A 22,229-nucleotide genomic window follows, 5' to 3' on the forward strand; every position below is an offset into this window, starting at 1 on the left:
AAGAGGCGCTACCCTGGATAGCGCCTAATGAAGTGCTTGCGACAGCTTTCCGGTTGAAGACTATTCGACTGCTTCCTCTTCACGCCGTCCCATTTTGAACATTGACGCCTGCAGATTATGCCGCGCCATGAGCTTATAAAAGTCGGTGCGATTGCGTTTAGCCGCCCGTGCTGCCTTGCTGACATTGCCGTGGGTTTTCTTCAAAGTCTCGATCAGATAATCCCGTTCGAACTGATTCTTCGCCTCGGCAAGGGAAGGGGTCTCCAGAGCCTCGCTGCCGATGCACCAGCGGACGTGAGCCGCGGATATAATCGGACCGGGAGACAGGATCACCATCTTCTCCACAGCGTTATAAAGCTGCCGTACGTTGCCCGGCCACTCGGCAGCCGTGAGCAGTTCCATGGCACCAGCCGCAAAGGCGCGGACGCCCGGCTTCTGTTTGGCGGCCACGTCCCGCAGGAAACTTTCCGCGAGCAGAGGGATGTCCTCGCGCCGGTCACGAAGGGACGGCAGATTGAAGTGGATGACATTCAATCGATAATAAAGGTCCTCGCGGAACTGCTTATCGAGGATCATTTGCGGCAATTCGCGATGTGTCGCTGAAATGATACGCACGTCAATTGGAACTGCTAAAGTGCTCCCGACCGGACGAATGGTTTTCTCTTCCAGAACGCGCAGCAATTTGACCTGCAATGCCAAAGGCATATCGCCAATTTCATCGAGGAACAGCGTGCCGCCGCGCGCGGCCTGGAACAGACCGGGATGATCCTTGTTGGCACCAGTAAAGGAGCCACGGACGTGACCAAACAGCTCGGATTCCAGCAATTCCGCAGGGATCGCACCGCAGTTGATGGCCACAAAAGGCCCCTGTCCGCGGCTGCTGACATGGTGAATGGCGCGGGCGAAGAGTTCCTTGCCGCTGCCGCTCTCACCTGTGATCAGAACGCTGGCTTCGGAAGGCGCCACCAGCTTGAGCTGCTCGAAAAGCTCGCGCATACGCGGGCTGCGCGTGACAAAGCCTGCCTCGGAATGCGCCCGCAGACTTTCAGGCAAACGACCCTTCTGCTCCAACGCCTTATGGATCAGTTCCAGAAGCTGAGTCCGGTCAATTGGTTTTGGTAAAAACGAGAAAACACCCTGTTGCGTGGCAGCGACAGCCTCGGGAATGCTCCCATGTGCCGTAATCATAATGACAGGGACAAAAGGCATCAGCTTGTGGATCTTCTCATAAAGCTCCATGCCATCCATGACGTCCATGCGCAGATCACTGATCACCAGATCCGGCAAGAATCCTTCGATTTTCTGTAAGCATTCCCGTCCGCTATAGGCCGTCTCCACAGCAAAACCTTCGGCACTCAAACGCATCGAGAGTAAGGTAAGAAATCCCTGGTCATCGTCGACCAGCAAAATGCGAGCAGCCTCGCTCATGGAAGCCTCCTACAAGGTCGGTGTAAAAACCAATACATTACAAGTTATGTGCCACCGTCTCAGGGCCGGGCGATCTCCGCCTTTTTGCTCCGCTCGCTGATGTCCCGTTCAATGTCAGAGAGTGCTTTCAGCTTCTTTTCCAGCTCGGTGCGCTGACGCTTTTCCTCGGCCAGATCCTTGTCAAGCTCAGCCATGGCGTTGATTTGCTGGCCATGGAGGCGAAGCCAGGCCTTGAGATCACTGTTTCCTTGCACCTTGCCCGCCGCCTGGCTGATGACTTCGGCGGCTTTTTGATAATTGTGAGTCTTCAACGATTGCACGCTGTTGGTCAGTGCAAGGCGCAGTTCATCATCCCAGCCGGGATCCTTGATGCGCCTCAGACGGTCGTACTCATGCTTCAATTCCTTGGCTCCCAGGGCCTCAAGGTTGTTCACATAGTCGACCCAGATGCTGACATCCGAGCGAAAGATGGGCTGCGGCAACGAACGACTGCCTTCCGCTCCCTTATGCACGCATGACATTAGCCAAAAACACCCAGCCAATAGTATGAGCTTTCTCTTCATGAAAATTCCTGTGCCTCCGTCCAACGACGAGGTGATCTGTCGCTCTTTTGCGACAGCGTGGAAGTGTCCTGACGTAAAACCTGGGGCAAATGTATCTCAAAGCATGCCCCTTTGTCGGCATCAACTATCAGCAGTTCACCCCCATGTGAATTGACGCATTCCCGGGCCACGGAGAGTCCCAGCCCGGTTCCTTTCAAAGGCCCATCACGTGTCGCTTTACCTTGGTAAAAGGGAAGAAAGACTTTTTCCCGTTCATCACGCGAAATCCCGGGTCCCTCATCCCTGACCACAATGACCAGATCATCATCCCGCCGGTACCACCGAACGATAATCCGGCCCCCGCTGGGTGAAAAGTTGAGCGCATTCGAGAGCAGATTGTCGATCGCGGCACTGAGCACGGACTTGTCCACCGCAACATGGAGCGGCTCGCCGATCAATTCAAACTGGATGCCCTTGCGCGAAGCCGGCAGCTGATGCATGCGAACCAGATTGGAAATGAGTTCGCTTAAAATGATGGGGGAACGCATCAACGCCTTGTTGCCGCGCAGAAGATTGAAGTCGAGCAGGTTGTTGATCAGTTTTTGAAAATGCAGGAGCCCGCTTTGCAGAATGTCGAGAACCTCGCGCTGCTTGGGATTGATGGGGCCCGGAATGCCGTCCGCCAGAAGCTCGATGCCTTCCTTGATGGACGCCAGCGGCGTTTTCAATTCATGGGAGATATGCCGCAAAAAACGCTCCTGCGAAGCTTCCGAGTCCTTGAGCCGCTGACCCAGCCATGTGAGGCGCTTGGCAACAATAGCCAGATCCCGCGGCCCTCTCAAGTCCACCTGGCTGGGATAATGTCCCATCCCGATCTGCTTGATGGTAGCATCAATCGTTTTGATGGGCCGCGTGATCAAAATGGAAAAGAGAGCCACGAGGAGCAGGGTGCCCGGCAGGACCGTGAGACCCATGATCAGAAGGCGGGACTGGGTGGTTGCGGCCAGTTGCTTGGCGGTTTCCACCTTGTGTTTCAGATCCTCTTCGATGGCGAGCTTGAGTCTTTGCTGGGCGCTGCGCATCTGCGGGATGAGCTGCAGGGCTTCAAACACGGCATTGTTTTCCTTGCCGCTGTTCTTATCGTTATCGCTGTCGGAAGGCCTGGTGTTCAGCCCGACCCGCATTTCCTTCGCAAGATCCTCAAGTCGATTGGCATGATGCACGACATCATTGTCGCGATGCAGGGCCCGCAGTCGATCGAGATTTTCCAGAACCTTGTCGACTTCACCATTGAACACGGTCAGCAGGCTGACATCGGCCAGCAGATGATACTGACGGGCGAGTCGCTCCAGATCGACAAGACTCTTGGCGAGGTTCTGCGATGTCTCTGCGGCATCAGCAGCGGTCACGAGATGATCGCGATGTTTGCGTGCCATGGAACTGAGTGAGTTCGCCCCATAAAACAAGGCCGCCAGCACGGGCAGAAGAACCACAAGGAACCCGAGCAGCACCATTTGTCGAATGGACCTGGCTTGGTACACAGGCATGACAACCCCCGCTGAACATGACAAGACCGACTTACTCGTCTAGCAGGAGAGCGCAAAAAAACCAAGGTCCGATTATGAAGAGCGGCGGGATTGTTCGTCTTTTTTCCCTGAACCAGGGAGTGGCAGGACCACCATTTCCACTGAATTGCTGGCTCCATTCAGACGCAGATTGCGCAAGCTCAGAATGACGCTCACACAGCAAAGAAAGCTGACACAAGCGGCGCTTAAAAACAGACCAACATAACCATAAGGCTCAAGCAGATTCTGACTCCAGAGCGGCACCGAAAACTGCCCCAGATAGTTGGCTGCGGTCAGCAAACCCATGGCCCGCCCGCGATAGGCAGGCGATGTTAAGGCGGCAATCCAGGCGCTGATGCAGGGCCCGATGGCACCGATGCCACAGCCGATCGCGGCCATGCCAGCCGCCAGGACGAGACGACTGGTCCAAAGGCTCAGCAGCAGAAAACCCAAAGTCATGCAAAGAAAGCCGACACTCAGGATCATCTTTTGCGACCAGCGTCCTTTTAAAAATGCGAAACTGAGCGAGGTTAACGAGCTGGCTCCGGTCAGCACGCTGACAAGAATGGCTGTCTCGGTGGGGCCAATGCCCAAACGATGACCAAAATAAAAGGGCGCCTGAATCGGCACGACCACAAAGAGCCCCATGGCGGCAAAGGAAAAAAAGCCGATCCAAAGCGTCTGCCAGGAGAAGCGGCCGGTCGCTTCATGAGTGACCGTGGGCTCGCTCTGCTGCCGAACGGTTTCCGGCAGCCAGAGCCAGACCAAAGGCAGAAGCGGCAGCGCGGCCAGAAAAAGGGCGAAGGGATAACGCCAGCTGGTTTCGGCGAGCCAGCCCGAGGCTGTCTGGGCGATGATTCCCCAGCCGCCCATGATGCCGGCCTGCAGTCCCATCTTGCTGCGCAGCTGATGCGGTTCAAAGAAATCGGCCAGGAGCGTGGCGGTTGCGGTCATGATTCCGGCCACGGCGAACCCAAAAATAAAACGCGAACCGATGAGCCACTGAATATCCTGCGCCCAGAGTCCATGGGAACCGAAGAGACCAAAGATCAAAAGACTGAACGCCAGCACACTCCGGCGTCCCAGACGATCCAAGAGATAACCCGCGAGCAGCGCCCCGAAGGCAATCGATAAGGCCGGTGCCGTTAGAACCAGCCGGGACAAAACGTCAATTTGCGGAACATCACGAAAGGCCCGATGCATCCCGGGCAAAAGTGGAGCAAGGCTGGCGGTTGTCATCACCGGCAGGGTTCCACACACGAGGAGCAAGTTGAACTGGCGACGCGACGGCAGCATATCGAGGAGTTCCTTAGAGTGATGGTATACATCTTAACACGGAACTTTTTTACCATCATGGACGGATCTGGAATTCCGATGCGGAACCTATGAATATCAGGTTTCCCCGGAAATGGAATATCCACATCAGCCCGCTGCGCTGGATCCTCATCCAGGCCCTGTGCTTTTTCAGTTTTTTCATCTTTTCCCAAACCCAGCTTGCCCTCGACCTGCAGAGGAGCCTGACCGCACCCTTGAATTTCAAGTTCCGCATACTCATGAACAAAAGTCCGCGGCTCGACCCGCGCATCAAGATCTATGCCTTCGATGACTCGACGCTTGACTATGTCGGCCGCGAGGATCTCAGTATCGGTGAATGGAGCCGGATGTTTGAAGGCATGGCCGCCGCCGAGCCGGCCGGCATCTATATCGATAAATTCTTTGCGACTCCGGAAAAACTCGACGAAGAGTATAAGCTTTTCGAAGAGATCGTGAAGAAACTTCCGGTTCCTCTGGTGGTGGACGTCTGGTTCACCGGCAAAGCGGTCGTCGGCCGTCATGCCCTTCCGCTCGATCTTCCGCAATTCGATCCGAGCCGCCAGGCCCTGCCCTCCGTGAACTGGGACGAGGCCCTGCGCTGGCTGCCGGTCACGCCCGGCTTTCTTTATGGCCCTCACAAAAGCATCATGCCTCTGCTCCAGCATCTTGGTCACGCCATCTACCTGGGCCAGGGCGAAGTGCAGCCGCTGCTCCGCCCGCAGCGCGACCGCGTGGTGCCGCACTGGACGCTGGTCGGCGCCAATCGCTATACGCTGGGGGATCAGAAACTTTTGATCAATGACCGGGAAGTGCCATTGACCGATCGTCAGACGGTGCTGGTGAACTTTTTGGATCTGGCGCAACTGCAGCCGGAAACGCGTTCGTTGCGCAGCACCGTGCACCGCCTGCGCAAAGGCGTGCCGCTCACGGAGTTTCGCATTCCCCGCCGGCCGCCCTTGCAAAAAGGCCAGTACATTATGATTCTGCCCGCCATGTTCACAGCCAACACCGATTTTGTGAACACGCCGCTCGGCTATTCACCGGGCGGTTACCTGATGGTGGCCATGCTCAACAGTACGTTAACCGGTCAGTGGCTGCATCCCTACCCGGCCACGGGTCTGACCCTTCTCGTGCTCAGTCTGATCGGTGGCATCCTCGGAGTGCTGGCCAGTCCTGTGCTCTGGACCAGCGGGCTCATGCTGGGCAACGCGGTCATCGCCTGTGTGTCCCTGTTTTGCTTTTCCCATCTGAGTGTCGTGATTCCCTGGGAACTCTTGATCGGTTCCTTCAGTGCCAGCGCCTTCTTCACCTTTGCCAGTGAGCTGCATCTCCGCATTCTTTCTGAACACGATGAAAAGGGCCGCCGTGAAGCCATGCATCAGGCAGCGCAAGCGGTGCAGGAGGCTCTGCTACCCGAGATGTCCCATCTTCCCGGGATTAACGTGGCCGCACATTATAAGGCTGCGGATGCCACCGGTGGGGATTGGTTTGGCATTTATCCGACAGCGGATGCCCAACGCATTTTTATCTTTGTCGGGGATGTGACCGGTCACGGTTTTTCCTCGGCTCTGCTCACCGGTGTGGTGTCAGGCGCCATCAAGACTCTGATCAAGGATCCTGCCACGTCCACAGGGGATCCGGGTCTTATCCTCAAGGACATGGCCCGCAGCATCAATGATCTCGTCTACCGCACCGGATCCAAGGCCAGCCGGTCGATGACCATGACCTTTGCCTGTCTCGATCTCTCGACTCACATCTGTCACTTCCTCAACGGCGGGCACTGCCCACCGTACCGTCTGCAGGCCGGCAAGGTCAATCCGCTGGTGGCGCGTGGGGATATCCTTGGGTTTGGGGAGCATTTCCGTGGCGAACCCAAAAAAATCGAACTGCGGCCGGGGGACCTTCTGTTTTTTTACACCGATGGACTTTTGGAAAATGAAGGCCCGGCCGGGGAACACCTCAAGGCCCGTGATGTCTGGGACTGCCTGAAAAACAGCGACCAGTCGGTGGAGGACATGGTCAGGAGCATCCTGGCGCGCGGTCAGGCCGTCTGGAAAAACCATCCGGCCGCCGATGATTGCACCTTCTTTATCGTCCGCTATCGCGGACGTTCACCACTCGACCTCGATGGGTTCCGCGGCGAGACTGGTGCTGCGTGAATTCGGGATCACCTCCCACGTCCGGCCGTCAGCGGAGCGTTCCCAATGCATGGCGTCGGCGATCTGCGCAAACATATCATCCGAGAAGTCGCCGGTCACCGGATCCACGGCATCGTTGCCAAAGATGCGGAAGCCTGTGAGGGCCACCGGCTGGCTGCCAAAATCCAGAATCAGGAACTCTCCGGTTTTCGCCACCGCATGGCTTTGTCCCTGGCGGGCAAAGGTGTTATCCGCCGTGCGCCACTTGCCATCCGTGAAAACCTGCCAGCCTCGATCGGTGCCATTGAAGGTGGATTCCGCGACCGCCACTTCATAGGAACCGATGGTTCCCTTTTCGCTTGTGAAGCTGTAGGTGTCGATCCACTGGCCGTTGATCTGTACTTTCAGATCATCCGTCCAGCCCGTATAGTTCGGCACTTCCTCGCCCCCCAGGATCGAATCGAGCACGAAGCGATAATAACGGAATGTTTTGCGCGCTTCCGGTACGGCTCGCCCGACGATCGCGGTGGAATAATTGAAATCCGTGTCATAGGACAGGAGCGTATAATAATAAACCGTGCCGTCGCTCTTCAGCCCCTGATCCATGAAGCTGCTTGCGTTGCCCACATGGATGACCTCATAGTCCCCCTGCCTGCCCACATTATAGGGTCGGCCGTTTTCCGGTTTGAAGGGCACCGGCGTTTCACTCCGCAGGAGCATAAAGCCGATCTCGCTGCCGGCACCTTTTTCCCAGTGAGCCTTCACCTGTCCTTCGTTGGCCAAAAGATCCAGACGCGTCGCGGTCTGCGGTTTCGTCTGCGGTGCAAAGTAATAGCGCACGCGATCAATGGTTACCTGACTGCGAGCGGAGCCAGGAATCGCCGAGAACGTGACGCCATCATTGGAGCCTTCCAGATGATAGCGGTCGGGGGCACACTGCGGATAGAAAGGCGGCTCGCCGCCCAGAATTTCCATCCCGGTGATTTGCACCGGCGTGCTTCCAAACTGCACGCTCATATAAACGCCGTTGGGATAAACGTTGGGATCGACATCAAAGGGATCCGTGATGGAAAACGCATTATCCGTCGACGACCAGGGGCTGTTGTTATCCTGGAACGCATAGAATGCATCATAGGCATTGTTAAAGACACTATTCGACGAAATGGTCGCCGCATACGGTCCGATTTTACCGGCCGGCAGGTTCGCATTGAAGTCATTCACCTGCCACAGGTTATCGATATGCAGGCGGATCTGCTGAACCTGGGTGCCGCCGAAACCATCGCAATCACTCGCGGTCGAGTCGAAGTAAATCCGGTAATTCAGGTACGCATAATCCTGCGTGCGCGGTATGCCCTCGCCAGGCAGAGGTTCGGAATAGACGCGATCCTTGTTATAGGCAAAGATCTGATAGCTGTATTTGGTGCCGTTTTTCACAGCCGGATCGGAAAAATAAGGAGTTTCGCCGACATAAACGATGTCGCCGCCTGCCACGGCACCCGGCTTATAACTTTCCCCATGTTTGGGTTGGAAGGTTTTGCCGTCGCTTGACTTGAAAACGAGATAACCCTCCGCATCACCGCCCCCGGTGCTCCAGGAAAGCACCAGGTTATTGGTGCGGGTGAGGATATCCAGGTTGGTCGGCACGTTGGGATAGGACCGTATCACCACGCGTTCGGCCTTTTCCGCCGCTTCCTCGGCGACGGCGGCCTTGGTGGAGGCCGGCACCGGATTATCCGCCTGCGCGGCCGCCAGTTCATGGGTACCGACCGGCAGATTACTGACCGTATAGGTTCCATCCGCACCGGGTTTGGCACCCGTGAGTTTGGTGCCCGGGAAATTCACAGCCACGGTATCGAAAGCGGCAACACCGGCCATTTCCAGGCGGCCCTGCAGCTGGCCGGTTTTCGGCAGCGTCAGGTGCCCCAGGTCGACGATTTCACCATCCTTGAGTTCCTGTGTGAGACGCAGACCGCGGTCGAAGGTTTGATCGACCAGCCGCGCTCCCGGGCTGGCTCCGGTGATGATGACATCGCGAGCTCCTGCGGGAATATCCCGAATCACATAACGGCGGCCTGCAACCTTTTGCGCGGTCAGCGTATCCGGATAGCCCACGACATAGGCATCCAGGGTGTCGGCATCAATACTTTCATCCACCGAGAAGACCAGGTTCGTTCCGGACACCGGAACCGAAACACCCGCCGTTCTCTCGACGAGGTCCTCATCATCGGTCTGACGCCTATCGGTCTCGCCTGCAGGATTGCAGGCCAGCAGAAGACCGAGTAAGGCCTGGCTGCAGATTCCCTTGCTCCATTTCTTCACGTAAGAGACCCCTGGATAACTTTTGAAAGATTCTGTTTCCATCTTTTCGGCGGGTTGCGGTGGGCGACCGAGAATCCGCCTTTATCTCAATGAAAACTCCACAATACAGCTCCATATTCCCATGCATAAGTTCGACTACTGCAAAGGCGGCTTCGTGCTTTTATAGAGCTAATGGGTTAAAATAAAGGCAAAGACAACCGGGCTTCCACGGGAAGAGACATCCATGAGCACGATTCACCTGATCCATCACAGCGATGACCTGATCCAGGCTCTGAACGGCTATAAAAAGCTGCTCGGTTGGCAACACGACTGGAAAGTGCCGCAAAAAGGCGAGCTGCCGGACCTGAATCTGCACGATTTCTTCATCGTCTATAATCGGGATCCGGAAAAACTCGACGGCCTGCGTGCGGCTCAGCATCTGCGCAGCCATCCGGATACCTTCGCCGTGCCGATCCTCTTTCTCTCCGACAGGCTTTCCGATTACGCTCAGCTCCTCTATGATGATCTCGACTTCATCTGGCACTGCGAACAGCCCTTTCACAGCCGCCGCTTTTTCGATACCGTGGCCAAGGTCCAGGCCTATATCGCAGCCAACGTCGGCTTTCTCAAGCAGGCCAACGAAACCCTGGCCTCCATCGCTGCCGGACAGTTTGCGGAAGCCAAGAAAATCCTGAACGTGCTCGCCGATCGCTTTCAAAATTCCCTGCGCTATCAAATCTGGGTGGCCCAGGTGCACCTCGGCCTGAAGGAATTGGACCGTGCTCTGGATGCGGCGCTCCTGGCTCAGAAGATGCGGCCGAAGTCGCTGGAAGTGGCCAACCTTCTGGCCTCGATCTACTTCAAAAAGGGCGATACGGAAAACTACAATGTGATCATGCTGCAGACGCTGCGTCTCGCGGAAATTCATCTGCAGAATCTTTTGCACTGGGGTGACGTCTACCTGGAACAGGGAAACGTGGATCGATCCATCACCGCCTTTGAAGCCGCGTTGGAAAAGGAGCCGGAAAACCAAAGGGCGAAGCAGGGTATCCTGGCAGCCAACCTGGTCGAGGGTCGCACCAACATCGCCGGCACCATGGAAATCGCCTCCACGCAGTCGATGGAAATTGCCCGGATGTTCAATCTGAAAGGCATCTCGATGGCCGAATCCGGACATTTTCGGACGGCCGAACGCCTTTACAATAACGCCATGAAAATCCTTCCGAACAAGGAAATTGCCTATAAGCTCTGGCTGAACCTCGGCCTCTGCATGAAGAAAAAGGGCGATCTGCCCGCGGCCCTGGCCTATTTTGAAAAGTGCCAGGAACTGGCCCCACCCCACTACAAGCGGGCGGAAGCCCAGATCGCAGCTCTGAAGGACGAGCTGAGAAAAGAGGAAAGTTCACGCGATTTCGGCCATATCAAGGATCGTGTGATCCGGCACGGCGATGTCCTCAACTATAAGAAATTTCACAGCCAAAAAGGGGCCTGAGATGCTCAACCATCCTCATAAGGTTGTCATCGTCGATGACGAGGAGGAAGTTCTGGAAGTGATCGCCGAGGTCGTCAAGCGCCTGTTTGGTGACCTGGTCGACGTCGTGACCTTCTCCTCCTCCGAGGAAACCTGGGAATACGTGCAGCATAACGAGGTGCGCCTGGTCCTGTCCGATCTGCATCTCCCCCATATCCATGGTCTGGATCTTGTGCGGCAGGTCATCGGCCTGAACCGTGGGATTCAGGTCGTCGCCATCACGGGCGACCGCTCCTGCAGCGCGGCGTTTGAATGCTTTATGAACGGCGTGCATGGCTATATCACCAAACCGGCCACGATGCAGAAGATTCAGGATACGGTCGGCCAGTGTCTCAGCCATCTCGATTACTGGAAGCGCATCATCGAATCCATGCAGGAAGTCTAAGGAGAGCATCCGTGGCCAAGACGATCCTCATACTGCGTCCCTCCAAGGAAATGGCTGCCGCAGCCATGACCGCCGTCGAGCGTTTTCAAAAAGTTTCCGGCATGGAACTGACCGTTTATCGGCAGAACATCAACCAGGCAGCGGATGCCATCGAAGCGGGCCGTATCGATATCATCTTTACCGCCACCACCATGGAACGCTCGGAAGCCAATGTTCTGATCGGCTGTCTGGAACGTTCCAAAACCTTTCCCTACATTATTTCATCGCCCGACAACGCGGAAAAGATGCTGACAACTGTCCCGGTGGACCGGCTCTGCAAGGCCAAGAATGACTTCAGCATGGAATTCATCTTCGCCTGTCTGCGCAATCTCCTGACGCCGTCCAACTACAAACTGGACGCCCGCTACTTCAAAAGCATCCTGACCAGCGTGATGAACGTGGTGCATCGCAATACCCAGCTGAAGCTCACGCCGGCCCAGGTTAATGAAGTCAAGGCTGAGGAAACCACCGAAACCATCGCCGCGGTGATGACCTTTTTTGGGGATGGCGTTTATGGTTCCCTGAGCGTGCTCACCTGTGATGCCGTTTTGAAAAAGTTTGGGGAAACCATACTCTTTCTGCCACCGGATCAGGTCGACCGCGAGCTGGGCATGGATCTCCTGGCCGAGATCACCAACCAGATCATGGGCGTCATGCGCTCCGAGTTGCGGGACTTCGGCTGGACCCTGAAGACGTCTTTGCAGATCGTCCATTGCGGGGATCATTTCCTCAATAAGGACACGGCCCCCGGGACCTCCTTTAAACTGCCCTTCAGGCTCGACAATGATAAATTTGATCTGATCCTGCGTTACTCGACCTACCGGGTTTCGGTGCAGGAGATTGAAATCAATATGGACAACCGCATGGCTCACATCATGGACGTGCGGCTTTTGAATCTGGCCATGGACGTCTGTCAAAGCACCCTGCGCAGCTCCTTTGAAGTCGATGCCAGAAGGCAGGCCATCGTCGCCGGTCCGACCAAGCCTCATGCCACGGAAGCCGTTTATGTCTTCCACGCCGGGGGCTGGCAGGGCGAGTATACGCTGGCCATAGAAATGGACTATGAAACCGCTCAGCTTCTGGCCAAACGGGTGAAAAGGCAGGCGGATGAAAATCTTGAGGATTCGGAGGAACAGATCCGCGTCTTCAGCAACATGATTCAAAAGATGGGCCTCGAATTCAATCGGCTCGCCAAACAGCATGGCTATAGCTTCGAGCAGATTTATAGCGGAGCCGCCTTCTCCGATTCGGCCTTCATGAGTTTTGTGCGGAGTCCTGGCTATTGTGTTCAGATGCCGTTTGTGGTGGGAGCGAGCCGCATCATGCTTTCATTTGGCTTGCGCAGTGACTTCGCCACGCCGGTCTTCGATGCCTGGCCTCTGGTATCGACCATGCCAGGCTTTTCGCCGGAAACAGCGGCCTCCTGATCACTCGACGATGACGAAGTCACCAGGCTTGACCGGATAATCGATCAGGAATTCCTTGATGCGACCGGGATAGTACTGAGCCGACGGGGCCGAGACCTTGAAAAGACCCACCTCACGGATTGAAAGACCCATCGTGCGCGAGTTTTCCGGATTCACGACGGGCTCGAAACGATACAGGGAATAGGTCTGACCATCGGCCATTTCCATATCATCCGACCGCACAAAGGCCCAGTTGCCTCCCGTGACAAACGTCACCTGCGGATAGATTGCGGCTCCATCAAGGCGCGGCTGATACTGGTTGCGAATTTCCTCGATCACATTGTCCAGCTTCTTGCCAACCCTGCCGTAGCGGGCGTAGCGGAAGTGTTCCATGGCCTGAAAGATATCACCGCTGCGTTCATAGTGAACGCCCAGATTATGATGCGCGACGTTATTTCTTTTGTCCTTGAGGAGGACGTTGCTCCATTTGGTGGCGGCAAGGCTCCAGCGATCGTCGTCAGCCAGGTCCACGCCCTCGTTGATCTGCTCGCCTTCGGCGTTGGGATTTTTCACATAATAAAGGCGGCGGGTCACCTGCTCCTTGGCCGGACAGGCATGGAACATGATTTCGTCCATCACCGAGCGTTGCACGAGTTCAGTGAACTTGGGCTTTTTCAGAGTCGGTTTGCGGGAATAATTGAGCAGCGTCGAGCTGTTCGTCACGATGCGATCATGCACGATCTTGCCGGCCACGCGGTTATACATCACAAAGCGCACGATGAACTGAAGCTTTTCTGCGCGGACATAGGTATCCCGCTTGCGCAGGGACATTTTCGGAGCGACTTCCGGTCTTTTGGGAAAACCGAGGGTGCCTACAGCCGGCACTCCAAACGAGGGGTACCAGTCCTGAGCCGCCTGATCGGCGAGCACAAAGGCCTGGCTCTTTTCAAGTTGCGAGGATTCGGAATTGTCCTCGATCTGAATGCTCATGATGCCCTGCGAGAGTTGCGCCTGCTGCGAGCGTTTGATCAAGGCATCGAAGTAGTCCTTGGGATTGGTTCCGCCGACCCGCACGGGTTTGTCCATGGCCGCCACTTCGGTAAAGAGCGGACAGGCTTTCAGGCTTTTCATCACTTCATCGCGCAGGGCGGGATCAAGCTTGGGATCGATGCCCACCGCGAGTTTGGTGAGTTCCGTATAGGCCTCGACGGGCGATATCATTTGCGGATACTGGACTTCCACAAGATCCTTGCTACATGCTGTCAGTCCGAGGACGATTCCGCCCAGAACCCAGGATTTTCGCCTGATATGCAAATCGCGGAACTTCAGCATGCCAACCCCTCAAACTGTAAGAAACAGGAAACACTTTGATATTATCAGGATCTGACGGCCAGGTGAGAGGGCAGAGCTTGCCGCGCCGCGGCGAGGACAGAAGATAATAGAGAATCTGCTGAAATTTTTTTAGTTCACCAAGAGCCGGAATTCGCCCCTTCATGCTAGGATCGCGACCAAACGCAGAAAGGAAACGTGGATGAAGAATACCCGCATACGACCCATTCAGCCCGCAGACGATGCGGTCACGGCGGCTGTGATCCGTCAGGTCCTCACCGAATATGGCCTGAACCGCGAGGGCTTTGCCTTCGTCGACGCCGAGCTGGAGGCCCTTCATGAAAATTATCAGCCGCCGCGTGCCGCCTACCATGTGGCGGAAGTTGCCGGCCGGATCGTCGGAGGAGCCGGATTTGGTCCCCTGCTCGGTGGTGATGATGCGACCGCGGAACTCAAGAAGATGTATCTTTTGCCCGAGGCGCGTGGCCTCGGTTTGGGACGGGCGTTGATGGAGGAACTTTTGCCTTTGGTCGCGGCGGCCGGCTACACGCGCCTTTATTTGGAAACCATGCCGAGCATGCGGGATGCGATTCGACTCTATGAAAGGTATGGATTCAAGCCCCTCGACCGGCCCCTGGGCAACACAGGCCATCACGGCTGCCAGGCGTTTTACGTGCGCTCGATCGGTTCCGCATAGTGAGATGCTTGAAGCGAGTTCGACAGGACCGCAAAATTCCGTGGAATGCGGGTACGGCTCATGTAGTGAAGCGGTCCCAGTTTTCTTTCCCACTCATGCTGCACCTGGACCCGCTCCTCTTTCGGCTTCTGCAGGATCGTCTGGCACTCGCGCGAGCAGCAGCCGTCAAAGTCCACAGCGCAGTTCGCACACTGGATGAAGAGGCGGTTGCAGCCTTCGAAGCGGCAATTCACATGCGTGTCGCAGCTCTCTTCACACTGATGGCAGTGCGCGATCACATCCGGAGTCACCCGTTCGCCCATGCGCTGATCAAACACGAAGTTCTTGCCCACAAAGCGGGAGGGTAGACCGTTCTGCTGAACCTGCCGCGCGTAGGCGATGATACCGCCGTGCAGCTGATTCACATCCTTGAAGCCACGGAATCGGAAATAGGCGCTGGCCTTTTCACAGCGAATGCCGCCGGTGCAGTAGAGAAGAATTTTCTTATCCTCCTGCCCCTGCAGCTTTTCCAAAACCTCAGGCAGAGCATCGCGGAAGGTATTGGCCTCGGGCAGCAGCGCGCCCTGGAAATGGCCCACTTCACATTCATAATGATTGCGCAGATCCACGACCACGGTGCCGGGCTGATCGAGCGCCTCATGAAAGGCCTCGGCATCGAGATGCCGACCGACATTGGTCACATCAAAGGTGCCATCAGGCAGGCCATCAGCCACCAATTTTTTCCGCACCTTGATCTTCAGTTTGGCAAAGGCTTCGCCCTTTTCCTCCAGGGCAAACTTAAAAGGAATCTCAGGAAAGATCGACCGGACCTGAGCGCAGAAGGCCTCCTGGTTTTCCACAGGAACGGTGACCTGGGCATTGATGCCTTCATGAGCCACATAGGTCCGACCCTTCACGCCCAACGGTTCCCACGCCGCTCGCAGATTCTGCATCATCGCCGCAGGATCCTCGATGTTCACATAGCGGTAAAAGGAAAGCGTAATTTTTTCAGGGGCGTGGGTCATGATTTCCTCCAAACAGAAGCAAGGTCTAGGGCCATGGGTCGGTCTTTGTCAAGGGCTTAGATTATCTGACGACGTCCGACTGACATATTTTTAAACAACGCCAGGATTCTGGCCGGCTCAATAGGCCGGATTCATCTTTTAAATCCGTGGGTTAAAATCGCAGATCGGTGGAACTCGTCTTGCATTTCAGGCCACCCAGAAGAGGTGCTGATCATGTGGATTCCGTCGCCGCGAATGTTCCTGCTGTTTCTATTCGTTTGCAGTCTGGCCTGTCGTCCGCTCAAAAACAGCGTTTTACATGATATTTATCTGGAAGACAAATCCAGTCAAGCCAGCGGCAATTCACGCAGACATGCGGCATCCGCCGAGGAAATCATGTGGACCGTGCACGTGGCCGGCTGCTCCGGCATCCTCTTGAGTCCGCGTTATGTGTTGACCGCAAAGCATTGTGATACCAGGGCCGGAGACCGACTCAGCTCGGGCTGGTCCATCCTCACCCGTGGCTCCCCGGATTTGGAAGTCACCACGGTCGCGGAAAGTTCAGACATGCTCGACTACAGCCTGCTGGAAGTGCGCTGGCTGACCCCCGTTCCAGCTGCCATCGTCTATCCCCCGCGCATCGCCACGCGGCCCGACGATGTGTTTGCCACAACGAATGCGGATCAGGGTGATGAAGTTTTCACCGTCGGCTTTCCGGATGATCGTGCCGGGATCTGGTCGGCAACCTATGCGGAAGGTCAGGCCAAGGCGGTCAAGTCCTCCCAATTTTTCTTCAACGCCGGTGTGATCAATGGCAATTCCGGTGGCGGTGTCCTGACCAAGGAAACTCATATGCTGGTGTCGCTCATCAATGGCGGCCGGCATAATCTCGGTGAGCCAGGCTGGGATCAGGCCGACAAAGAGGATCCCACGACCTGGAACTATGGAACCGGTCTCTGGTCGATTCATCTGCAGTCACCTCTCCTGCAGAAGTTATTTCCGGACGGTGTGAATGCGGCTTATGCCAGGACATTTCAACCGAAGACCAAAATTTTTCTGGCTCTGACCGGGGAAGGCAGCAGCACACATTTCTGGTTTGCCGCCTCAGCGCAAAGCGAAAGTCTGCTCATCTGCCCGGGACTGGTCAACGATTGCCGTGCGGAAACAAGCGGAGCCATGGTCCTCAAAAAGCGCGTGATCCAACAGGGTCGCTCCTTCTATCAATCCCTGGCGTCCCCCGAATCCCTTTCGCAGTTGACTCTGGTGGCTCTGGATGGATCAGGCGCGCCGATAGGACAAAGACAGGTGGTGCTGGAGAAAGGACAAGGCTCATGAAATATTTTGTACTGGTGATGATCAGCCTGAACCTTCTGAGCGGCTGCGACTGGCGTTCCAAAGCAACTCAACCTGAGAATCAGGAGCCCCCATCCCTGCCGATCAGCAGCCTCGAACAGTGGTCCGGTCGCAGCGATTATGTCGGCACCCGCTGGCAGATCAAAAGCCGGCCCTAACCCTGTCTTCACTTCCCCATGATCAAACCCTTCGACTTGGCGCGTCTGCGCCTGACGATGCCATTCTCGTTGCGTTCGATTCCGTGACGAGGGCGCAGCTTTCAGTTAGGATGAAACCTGGGCCCTGTGTTAACGAAAGAGGACGTATGGAGTTTAGCAGTTCGCTCGATGCCGTGTTCTGGGTGAAAGTCTTGATGTCTGTCGGCTGTGGTTTTATTTTTGGAATCGAACGTCAACTGCGTGGCAAACCGGTTGGTATCCGCACCAGCTGCATGATATGCCTGGGAACCATGGCCTTCATTCACCTCGGTATACTGCAGTCCAAGCAGGAAGCTGATCATATTCGTTTGCTCGGACAGATCGTAACCGGAGTTGGTTTTCTGGGTGCCGGAGTCATCTTCACCCAGGGTGGTCTTGTGAATGGCGTGACCTCAGCCGCCGTGATCTGGCTTCTTACGGCCGTGGGAGCGGCCATCGGCTTTGGGCATCTCGGTGTGCCGGTTGCCCTGTCGCTCATCGGCGTCGGCATCCTTTGGGGTGTGCAGATGCTGGAACGCGGCTTTCGGAGTCTCCGCCGCGGCGTGCATTCAGTCCGTGCTCAAAATGATGCGAAATAAGGTCCCGTATCGACGCCTGAATCCTTATCAGGTTCAGTGGAAGGATCAGCGGCCTTAAGTTGGAGAACACCAACGCCTATGCATGGTTCATCGTTCCTCCTGGAACTCCTCATTCTGATCGGCTCCGCCACCCTTGTGGCGACTGTGTTCCACGCCCTCAGGCTGCCCACCATCATCGGCTTTATCGTCGCCGGCATGATCATCGGCCCCTTCGGCATCGGCTGGGTCAGCTCGGTTCCGGGTGCCGAGGCCTTGAGCGAAATCGGCATTATCTTTTTGATGTTCACCATCGGTCTTGAATTTTCTCTCAGCCAGCTCAAGGATCTCAGGCGGCATTTTCTTGGTCTCGGCGGCAGTCAGGTTCTGATCACGCTGACCCTGACGGCGCTTCTCTGCCACTCGGTTCTGGATCTGCCCTGGATGAAGAGCTTTTTTATCGGCTGCCTGCTCAGTCTGAGTTCGACCGCCATTATCATGAAGCTCCTGCAGGATAGTCGTGAATCCGCCTCACCGCATGGCAATGCCATCGTGGGGGTGCTGCTCTTCCAGGATCTAGCGGTCATCCCGATGATGATGCTCCTGTCGCTGGTAGGAACCATTCATCATCCGGACTCGACGACCGAATGGAATGTCCAGCTGCTTCTCAAACTGCTCGGAGCCGGAATCTTCCTCTTCTTTGCCGGCCACTATCTGATCCCCAAAGCCCTCCATCGTGTCGCCAAAACATCCAGCCGCGAACTCTTCTTCTTTGCCGTTCTGCTGCTCTGTCTCGGGGTTTCCTATTTGATGGAACGGGTGGGTCTTTCCCTCTCTTTCGGTGCTTTCCTCGCCGGGCTTTTGATTGCTGAGTCCCCTTATGGGCGCCAGGCGATGAGCGATATCCTGCCGCTCCGCGATAACTTTCTCGGGCTCTTCTTTGCCTCAGTCGGCATGCTGGTCAACAATCGCTTTGTCATCACGCATCTCGGCACTGTTATTTCCTGGGTGCTGGCCCTCGCTCTGATCAAAATCGGGGTCGTCTATCTGCTCGCCCGCTTCTGGCGCTACACGCACAGTGTGGCCCTGATCGTGTCCCTAAGCCTCTTTCAAATCGGTGAATTCAGCTTCATCCTGGCCAAGATGGGGCATGATTATGGACTGATGGGCGATGAAGGGCTGCAGTATTTTTTCGCCGTCACCGTCTTCACGCTTATCCTGAGTCCCTTCCTCTTTAAATGGGCGCCTCTCTGGGCCCTGTCGCGGTCCGCGCGCGATACCGGCACGGAACACAAAACGCAGAATCTGCCCGAGGAAAGTGGACATGCGATTATTGTCGGCTTCGGTGTGGCCGGGCAAAATCTTGGGCACGCGTTCAAGGCGCTCGGCATTCCCTATAAGGTCATCGACCAGAACTATAACAATGTCCTCAAGCAGAAAAAAAACGGTGAAGACATGCTCTACGGCGACGCGTCACGCGCGGAAATCCTCGAACACGCCGGACTGCATGATGCGCGCCTTTTGGTGATTGCCGTTTCCGGTGCCGCCATGACCAAGGCTGTGCTCGATGCCGCGCACCGCATTCGCCTGGACATTCCGGTGATTGCCCGGGTGCTGTATTCCCGCGATGTGGAGGTGATGGGAACCAGTCCGCAGACCACTCTGGTGGTGGCGGAAAATGAGACCACCATCGAACTGCTCGCCCGTTCCCTGATCAGCTTTGGTGTGGCGGAAGAGGAAATCTATAATTTCATGGCGGACGCACGCCGCCGCATGCATAACACGCACTCCGGTCTTTCCGATTTTCTCAGAACCTCACTGGATCATTCCACCTGGCAGATGCTGAGCTCTCTGCATTCGGTGCAGTTGAAATCGGATTCCTTTGCCGTCGGACGCTCCCTGGATCAGCTCATGCTGCGAACTCAGACCGGGGCCACCGTGGTCACCGTCTATCGCGGCTCCGAGGGATCCGTCCTGCCTCAGCCTGATATGAACCTCGCTGCCGGCGACATCCTGCATATGGCCGGTGATCGGGACAGTCTACGCAAGGCCAGCCAGCTTCTGCTTAAAGGGGAAGGTTTCGACGCAGATTCGCCTGATTCCAGCGCAGTTCCAGGCTGATCGTGCCCTGCTGCTGCTGTCTTGTGAACGCGGCTCCAAGGGATTGGACCAGCTCCTGAAGCAGCGAAAGACGCAGGGCTTCCTCCAATTCACAGGGCTGCTGCGTGGGCACTGAGGAACGTGGTGAGTCCGCGAATTGAATGCGCACCGCGATGGTCTCGCTGTCGATGGATACGTGAAGGTGCAGCGGCGATCCCGGCTGGGGTGCGCGATGACCAAAAGCTTCCTTTAGACTGGTGATCACGAGCATGGTCAGGCGTCCCAGAGGACCTTCTATCACTCCCTGCGGTGGTTCCCCAAGGGTCTGCAGATTCCAGCCCGCCTCGGCGGCCCGACGCAAACAGATATTGTGAATATGCTCGAGCCAGGCGCCGACTGTGATCGTCTGAATATCTTCATGATGTTTGGGTCGTGACAGGAGAGCAAAGGACTGCGAGACACCGTTGATGCGATCGACGAGCGCCTGCATGCGTGTGAGGACGTCCCGGTCATGTCCATCCGCCTGCAGTTCGCCCAGGAGGACCCCCAGTTCGCGCAGCGGTTCACCGATCAGGATCGCCGCGCTGTCAGCGAGTTCGTTGACTTCGCGCAGACGGGCCGACAGCAGTTGCCAGTCCTTTTCCGCGACGAGCTCCCCATAGGTGGAATTCATCAGCGAAATAAATGCAAGAGCCAGCCAAAGGATCGTGAGGCTGGTCAGAAACATGGTCGACTGCATGCGCAGGACATAATCATGAAAGCTTTGCCCGAACGCAATCGTGAATCCATAATTCATCAGCTCCTGCATGAGCAGCACATCTGCCGCCAGCATAATCAGGGACGCGCTCAACGCGATGCGCGGCCTGGCCACCAGAAACAGGGCCGCGATATTAACCGGCAGCCAATGCAGAGCCGGCATCAAAACGCTGTGACCCATGGTGAGAGCCGTCACGGCCTCAGTTCCGAACAACAGAAAAATGAAACCCACGCCGATGATTTGCGGCCTTGCCACAAACTTGAGAGCCAGCATGCCCAGGAGAGCGACTCCGGTAAAAATATAGCCGGTGACCAGCACCGGATCCGAAGCTCCTTCCAGCACCTGTTGGATCAGATTGATGACGGCGGCCACCATCCCTCCGATACAAATCAGGGCCGTGGTGCGGGCACGAAAACGCTGGGAGGTGGACCAGGAACGCGTGGATGGCGGCAGCACCGCGTCCAGCACGGCCGAAGCCATCTCCACGAAACGCCGCAGCGAAGGGTGACGCCGATGTTTCGCGCCCGGTGTCGCATCATAACCAGGCATCAATCGCGAATTGCCAAACTGCGGCGGACGATCCAGCTCCGGCTGCAGGGACGCATGGCTCCGCGGCACTTCAAGGTCACTCCAGTCGCCCGAGCTATTCAGTTGCTGCACCACGCGCCAAAGGCGATCCAGGGCATCGATCATGCGCTCCACCAGACCATGCTGCATGCGCTTGTCGAGACGCCCGGTCTCAAGCAGCCGATGATAATGCACCAGAGCCGAATGCACGATGGCCAGGGGATTATTCACTTCATGGGCCAGGTTGCCGAGCATTTCCCCGATCATGGATTTGTGCGCGGTCTGAGCCCGCAGGACATGCTGCCCCTCCAGCTCCGATTCCATCCGATCGTTATAGAGCGCGAAGGTGAACATCATCGCCGAAATCGCCAGCGCGGCGAGAACCTGATTCAAGAGCAGCTGTTTATAAAGAGTGTCAAAGTCGGTAAAGATGCCGAGGGAGTGGCCATGAACGCTCGTTCCATGCAGCACAACCAGGAAGGTCAACACACCGATCACCGCCATCACCAGCCCCTGACGTGGGCCGGACAGCACATTCACAAAGAGTATGATCCAGGGAATCCAGTAAAATACTCCGCTGTAGACCGTTTCCAGAGACAGGTAATGACACATCACCAACGGGTTGGCCAAAACGCTGAAGGCGAGAGCCGCATAGCGATAACGCCCCGTCCAGCGCACATAGAGCAGCACGGCCAGGGGCACCAGCGGAAGCAGCCGTATGCTCATTTTTCCTGCCCAGTCGATCGGCAGGGACTGGCTCTCGATGGCGAAGATCAAGGACGATAGAAAACTGGCAAAGAGGGTGATCACCAGCATCCCAAGCCGGTACCGATCGTGGCGATCCGAAGGATGGACCTTATCCGGCAGAAAGACGTCCAGCCACCATTTATACTGCCGCTGTTTGGCAGCTTCGATCGGATGCATGGCCTGGCTCCTTGTCATGAGGGCACGAATAGTCAATCACATGTATCATAAGCTGACAGCTGTACCTTAGCGCGGGGTTTTGCTAATTGTATTCACCAGCATTGGCCCCGGCACTTGGAGTT

17 protein-coding genes are annotated in these 22,229 nt (G+C 56.3%); 9 read left to right on the forward strand and 8 right to left on the reverse strand.

The genetic code is table 11. The features are described from left to right. Positions 1–60: 60 nt before the first annotated feature. From OLTU_RS21530 to OLTU_RS21545, 4 genes are all read right to left on the reverse strand, one after another. Positions 61–1,428, reverse strand: coding sequence for a sigma 54-interacting transcriptional regulator (locus OLTU_RS21530; protein WP_141734812.1), 1,368 nt, complete (start codon positions 1,426–1,428; stop codon positions 61–63). 59 nt (positions 1,429–1,487) lie between these two features. Next, entirely contained in the window at positions 1,488–1,949 is a 462-nt protein-coding gene (locus OLTU_RS21535) for a hypothetical protein (protein WP_141734813.1), read from the reverse strand. A 38-nt stretch (positions 1,950–1,987) separates the two neighbouring features. Continuing rightward, on the reverse strand, positions 1,988–3,517 hold the full coding sequence (locus OLTU_RS21540; protein ID WP_141734814.1) for a sensor histidine kinase: 1,530 nt from the start codon (positions 3,515–3,517) through the stop codon (positions 1,988–1,990). Positions 3,518–3,589: 72 nt separating this feature from the next. Beyond that, the gene (locus OLTU_RS21545) at positions 3,590–4,831 is read right to left on the reverse strand and encodes an MFS transporter (protein WP_141734815.1); all 1,242 of its coding nucleotides are present in this window, start codon (positions 4,829–4,831) and stop codon (positions 3,590–3,592) included. Positions 4,832–4,920: 89 nt separating this feature from the next. Here OLTU_RS21545 and OLTU_RS21550 point away from each other — a divergent pair, with 89 nt between their 5' ends. Beyond that, positions 4,921–7,008 carry a PP2C family protein-serine/threonine phosphatase gene (locus tag OLTU_RS21550; RefSeq protein ID WP_141734816.1) on the forward strand — a complete coding sequence of 696 codons (2,088 nt, stop codon included), beginning with the start codon at positions 4,921–4,923 and terminating at the stop codon, positions 7,006–7,008. Here OLTU_RS21550 and OLTU_RS21555 read toward each other — a convergent pair. Continuing rightward, positions 6,961–9,306: a fibronectin type III domain-containing protein gene (locus OLTU_RS21555; protein WP_141734817.1), complete on the reverse strand. Its 2,346-nt coding sequence runs from the start codon at positions 9,304–9,306 to the stop codon at positions 6,961–6,963. The two genes, OLTU_RS21550 and OLTU_RS21555, sit on opposite strands and share 48 nt — an antisense overlap. A 223-nt stretch (positions 9,307–9,529) precedes the next feature. On the opposite strand from OLTU_RS21555, the gene OLTU_RS21560 reads away from it, so the two are divergent. Genes OLTU_RS21560 through OLTU_RS21570 form a run of 3 tightly spaced genes read left to right on the forward strand, consistent with a single transcriptional unit; the run spans position 9,530 to position 12,667 of the window. After that, positions 9,530–10,777: a tetratricopeptide repeat protein gene (locus OLTU_RS21560; protein WP_141734818.1), complete on the forward strand. Its 1,248-nt coding sequence runs from the start codon at positions 9,530–9,532 to the stop codon at positions 10,775–10,777. A 1-nt stretch (position 10,778) separates the two neighbouring features. After that, on the forward strand, positions 10,779–11,201 hold the full coding sequence (locus OLTU_RS21565; RefSeq protein WP_176736835.1) for a response regulator: 423 nt from the start codon (positions 10,779–10,781) through the stop codon (positions 11,199–11,201). Positions 11,202–11,212: 11 nt separating this feature from the next. Continuing rightward, a complete protein-coding gene (locus OLTU_RS21570; protein ID WP_141734820.1) occupies positions 11,213–12,667 on the forward strand; it encodes a hypothetical protein in 1,455 nt (484 codons plus the stop codon). On the opposite strand, the gene OLTU_RS21575 is transcribed toward OLTU_RS21570, so the two are convergent. Then, entirely contained in the window at positions 12,668–13,978 is a 1,311-nt protein-coding gene (locus OLTU_RS21575; RefSeq protein ID WP_141734821.1) for a hypothetical protein, read from the reverse strand. It abuts the gene before it with no gap. A 199-nt stretch (positions 13,979–14,177) separates the two neighbouring features. Here OLTU_RS21575 and OLTU_RS21580 point away from each other — a divergent pair, with 199 nt between their 5' ends. Further along, positions 14,178–14,672 carry a GNAT family N-acetyltransferase gene (locus OLTU_RS21580; protein WP_141734822.1) on the forward strand — a complete coding sequence of 165 codons (495 nt, stop codon included), beginning with the start codon at positions 14,178–14,180 and terminating at the stop codon, positions 14,670–14,672. Here the strand turns inward: OLTU_RS21580 and trhO are convergent. Next, entirely contained in the window at positions 14,645–15,676 is a 1,032-nt protein-coding gene (gene trhO, locus OLTU_RS21585) for an oxygen-dependent tRNA uridine(34) hydroxylase TrhO (protein ID WP_141734823.1), read from the reverse strand. The two genes, OLTU_RS21580 and trhO, sit on opposite strands and share 28 nt — an antisense overlap. A gap of 213 nt (positions 15,677–15,889) precedes the next feature. Here trhO and OLTU_RS21590 point away from each other — a divergent pair, with 213 nt between their 5' ends. The 4 genes from OLTU_RS21590 to OLTU_RS21605 all read left to right on the forward strand — a co-directional run bounded on the left by OLTU_RS21590 (position 15,890) and on the right by OLTU_RS21605 (position 19,880). Beyond that, on the forward strand, positions 15,890–16,990 hold the full coding sequence (locus OLTU_RS21590; protein WP_141734824.1) for a trypsin-like serine peptidase: 1,101 nt from the start codon (positions 15,890–15,892) through the stop codon (positions 16,988–16,990). Continuing rightward, entirely contained in the window at positions 16,987–17,166 is a 180-nt protein-coding gene (locus OLTU_RS21595) for a hypothetical protein (RefSeq protein WP_141734825.1), read from the forward strand. The genes OLTU_RS21590 and OLTU_RS21595 overlap by 4 nt, the downstream gene beginning before the upstream one ends. Positions 17,167–17,312: 146 nt before the next feature. Then, on the forward strand, positions 17,313–17,783 hold the full coding sequence (locus OLTU_RS21600; RefSeq protein WP_141734826.1) for an MgtC/SapB family protein: 471 nt from the start codon (positions 17,313–17,315) through the stop codon (positions 17,781–17,783). Between the two features lie 78 nt (positions 17,784–17,861). Continuing rightward, positions 17,862–19,880: a monovalent cation:proton antiporter family protein gene (locus tag OLTU_RS21605; RefSeq protein ID WP_141734827.1), complete on the forward strand. Its 2,019-nt coding sequence runs from the start codon at positions 17,862–17,864 to the stop codon at positions 19,878–19,880. Here OLTU_RS21605 and OLTU_RS21610 read toward each other — a convergent pair. After that, on the reverse strand, positions 19,825–22,107 hold the full coding sequence (locus OLTU_RS21610; RefSeq protein WP_141734828.1) for a sensor histidine kinase: 2,283 nt from the start codon (positions 22,105–22,107) through the stop codon (positions 19,825–19,827). The two genes, OLTU_RS21605 and OLTU_RS21610, sit on opposite strands and share 56 nt — an antisense overlap. Between the last annotated feature and the right edge of the window lie 122 nt (positions 22,108–22,229).

The sequence above is a fragment of the Oligoflexus tunisiensis genome (assembly GCF_001748245.1).
In the GTDB taxonomy this organism is placed as follows: Bacteria; Bdellovibrionota_B; Oligoflexia; order Oligoflexales; family Oligoflexaceae; genus Oligoflexus; species Oligoflexus tunisiensis.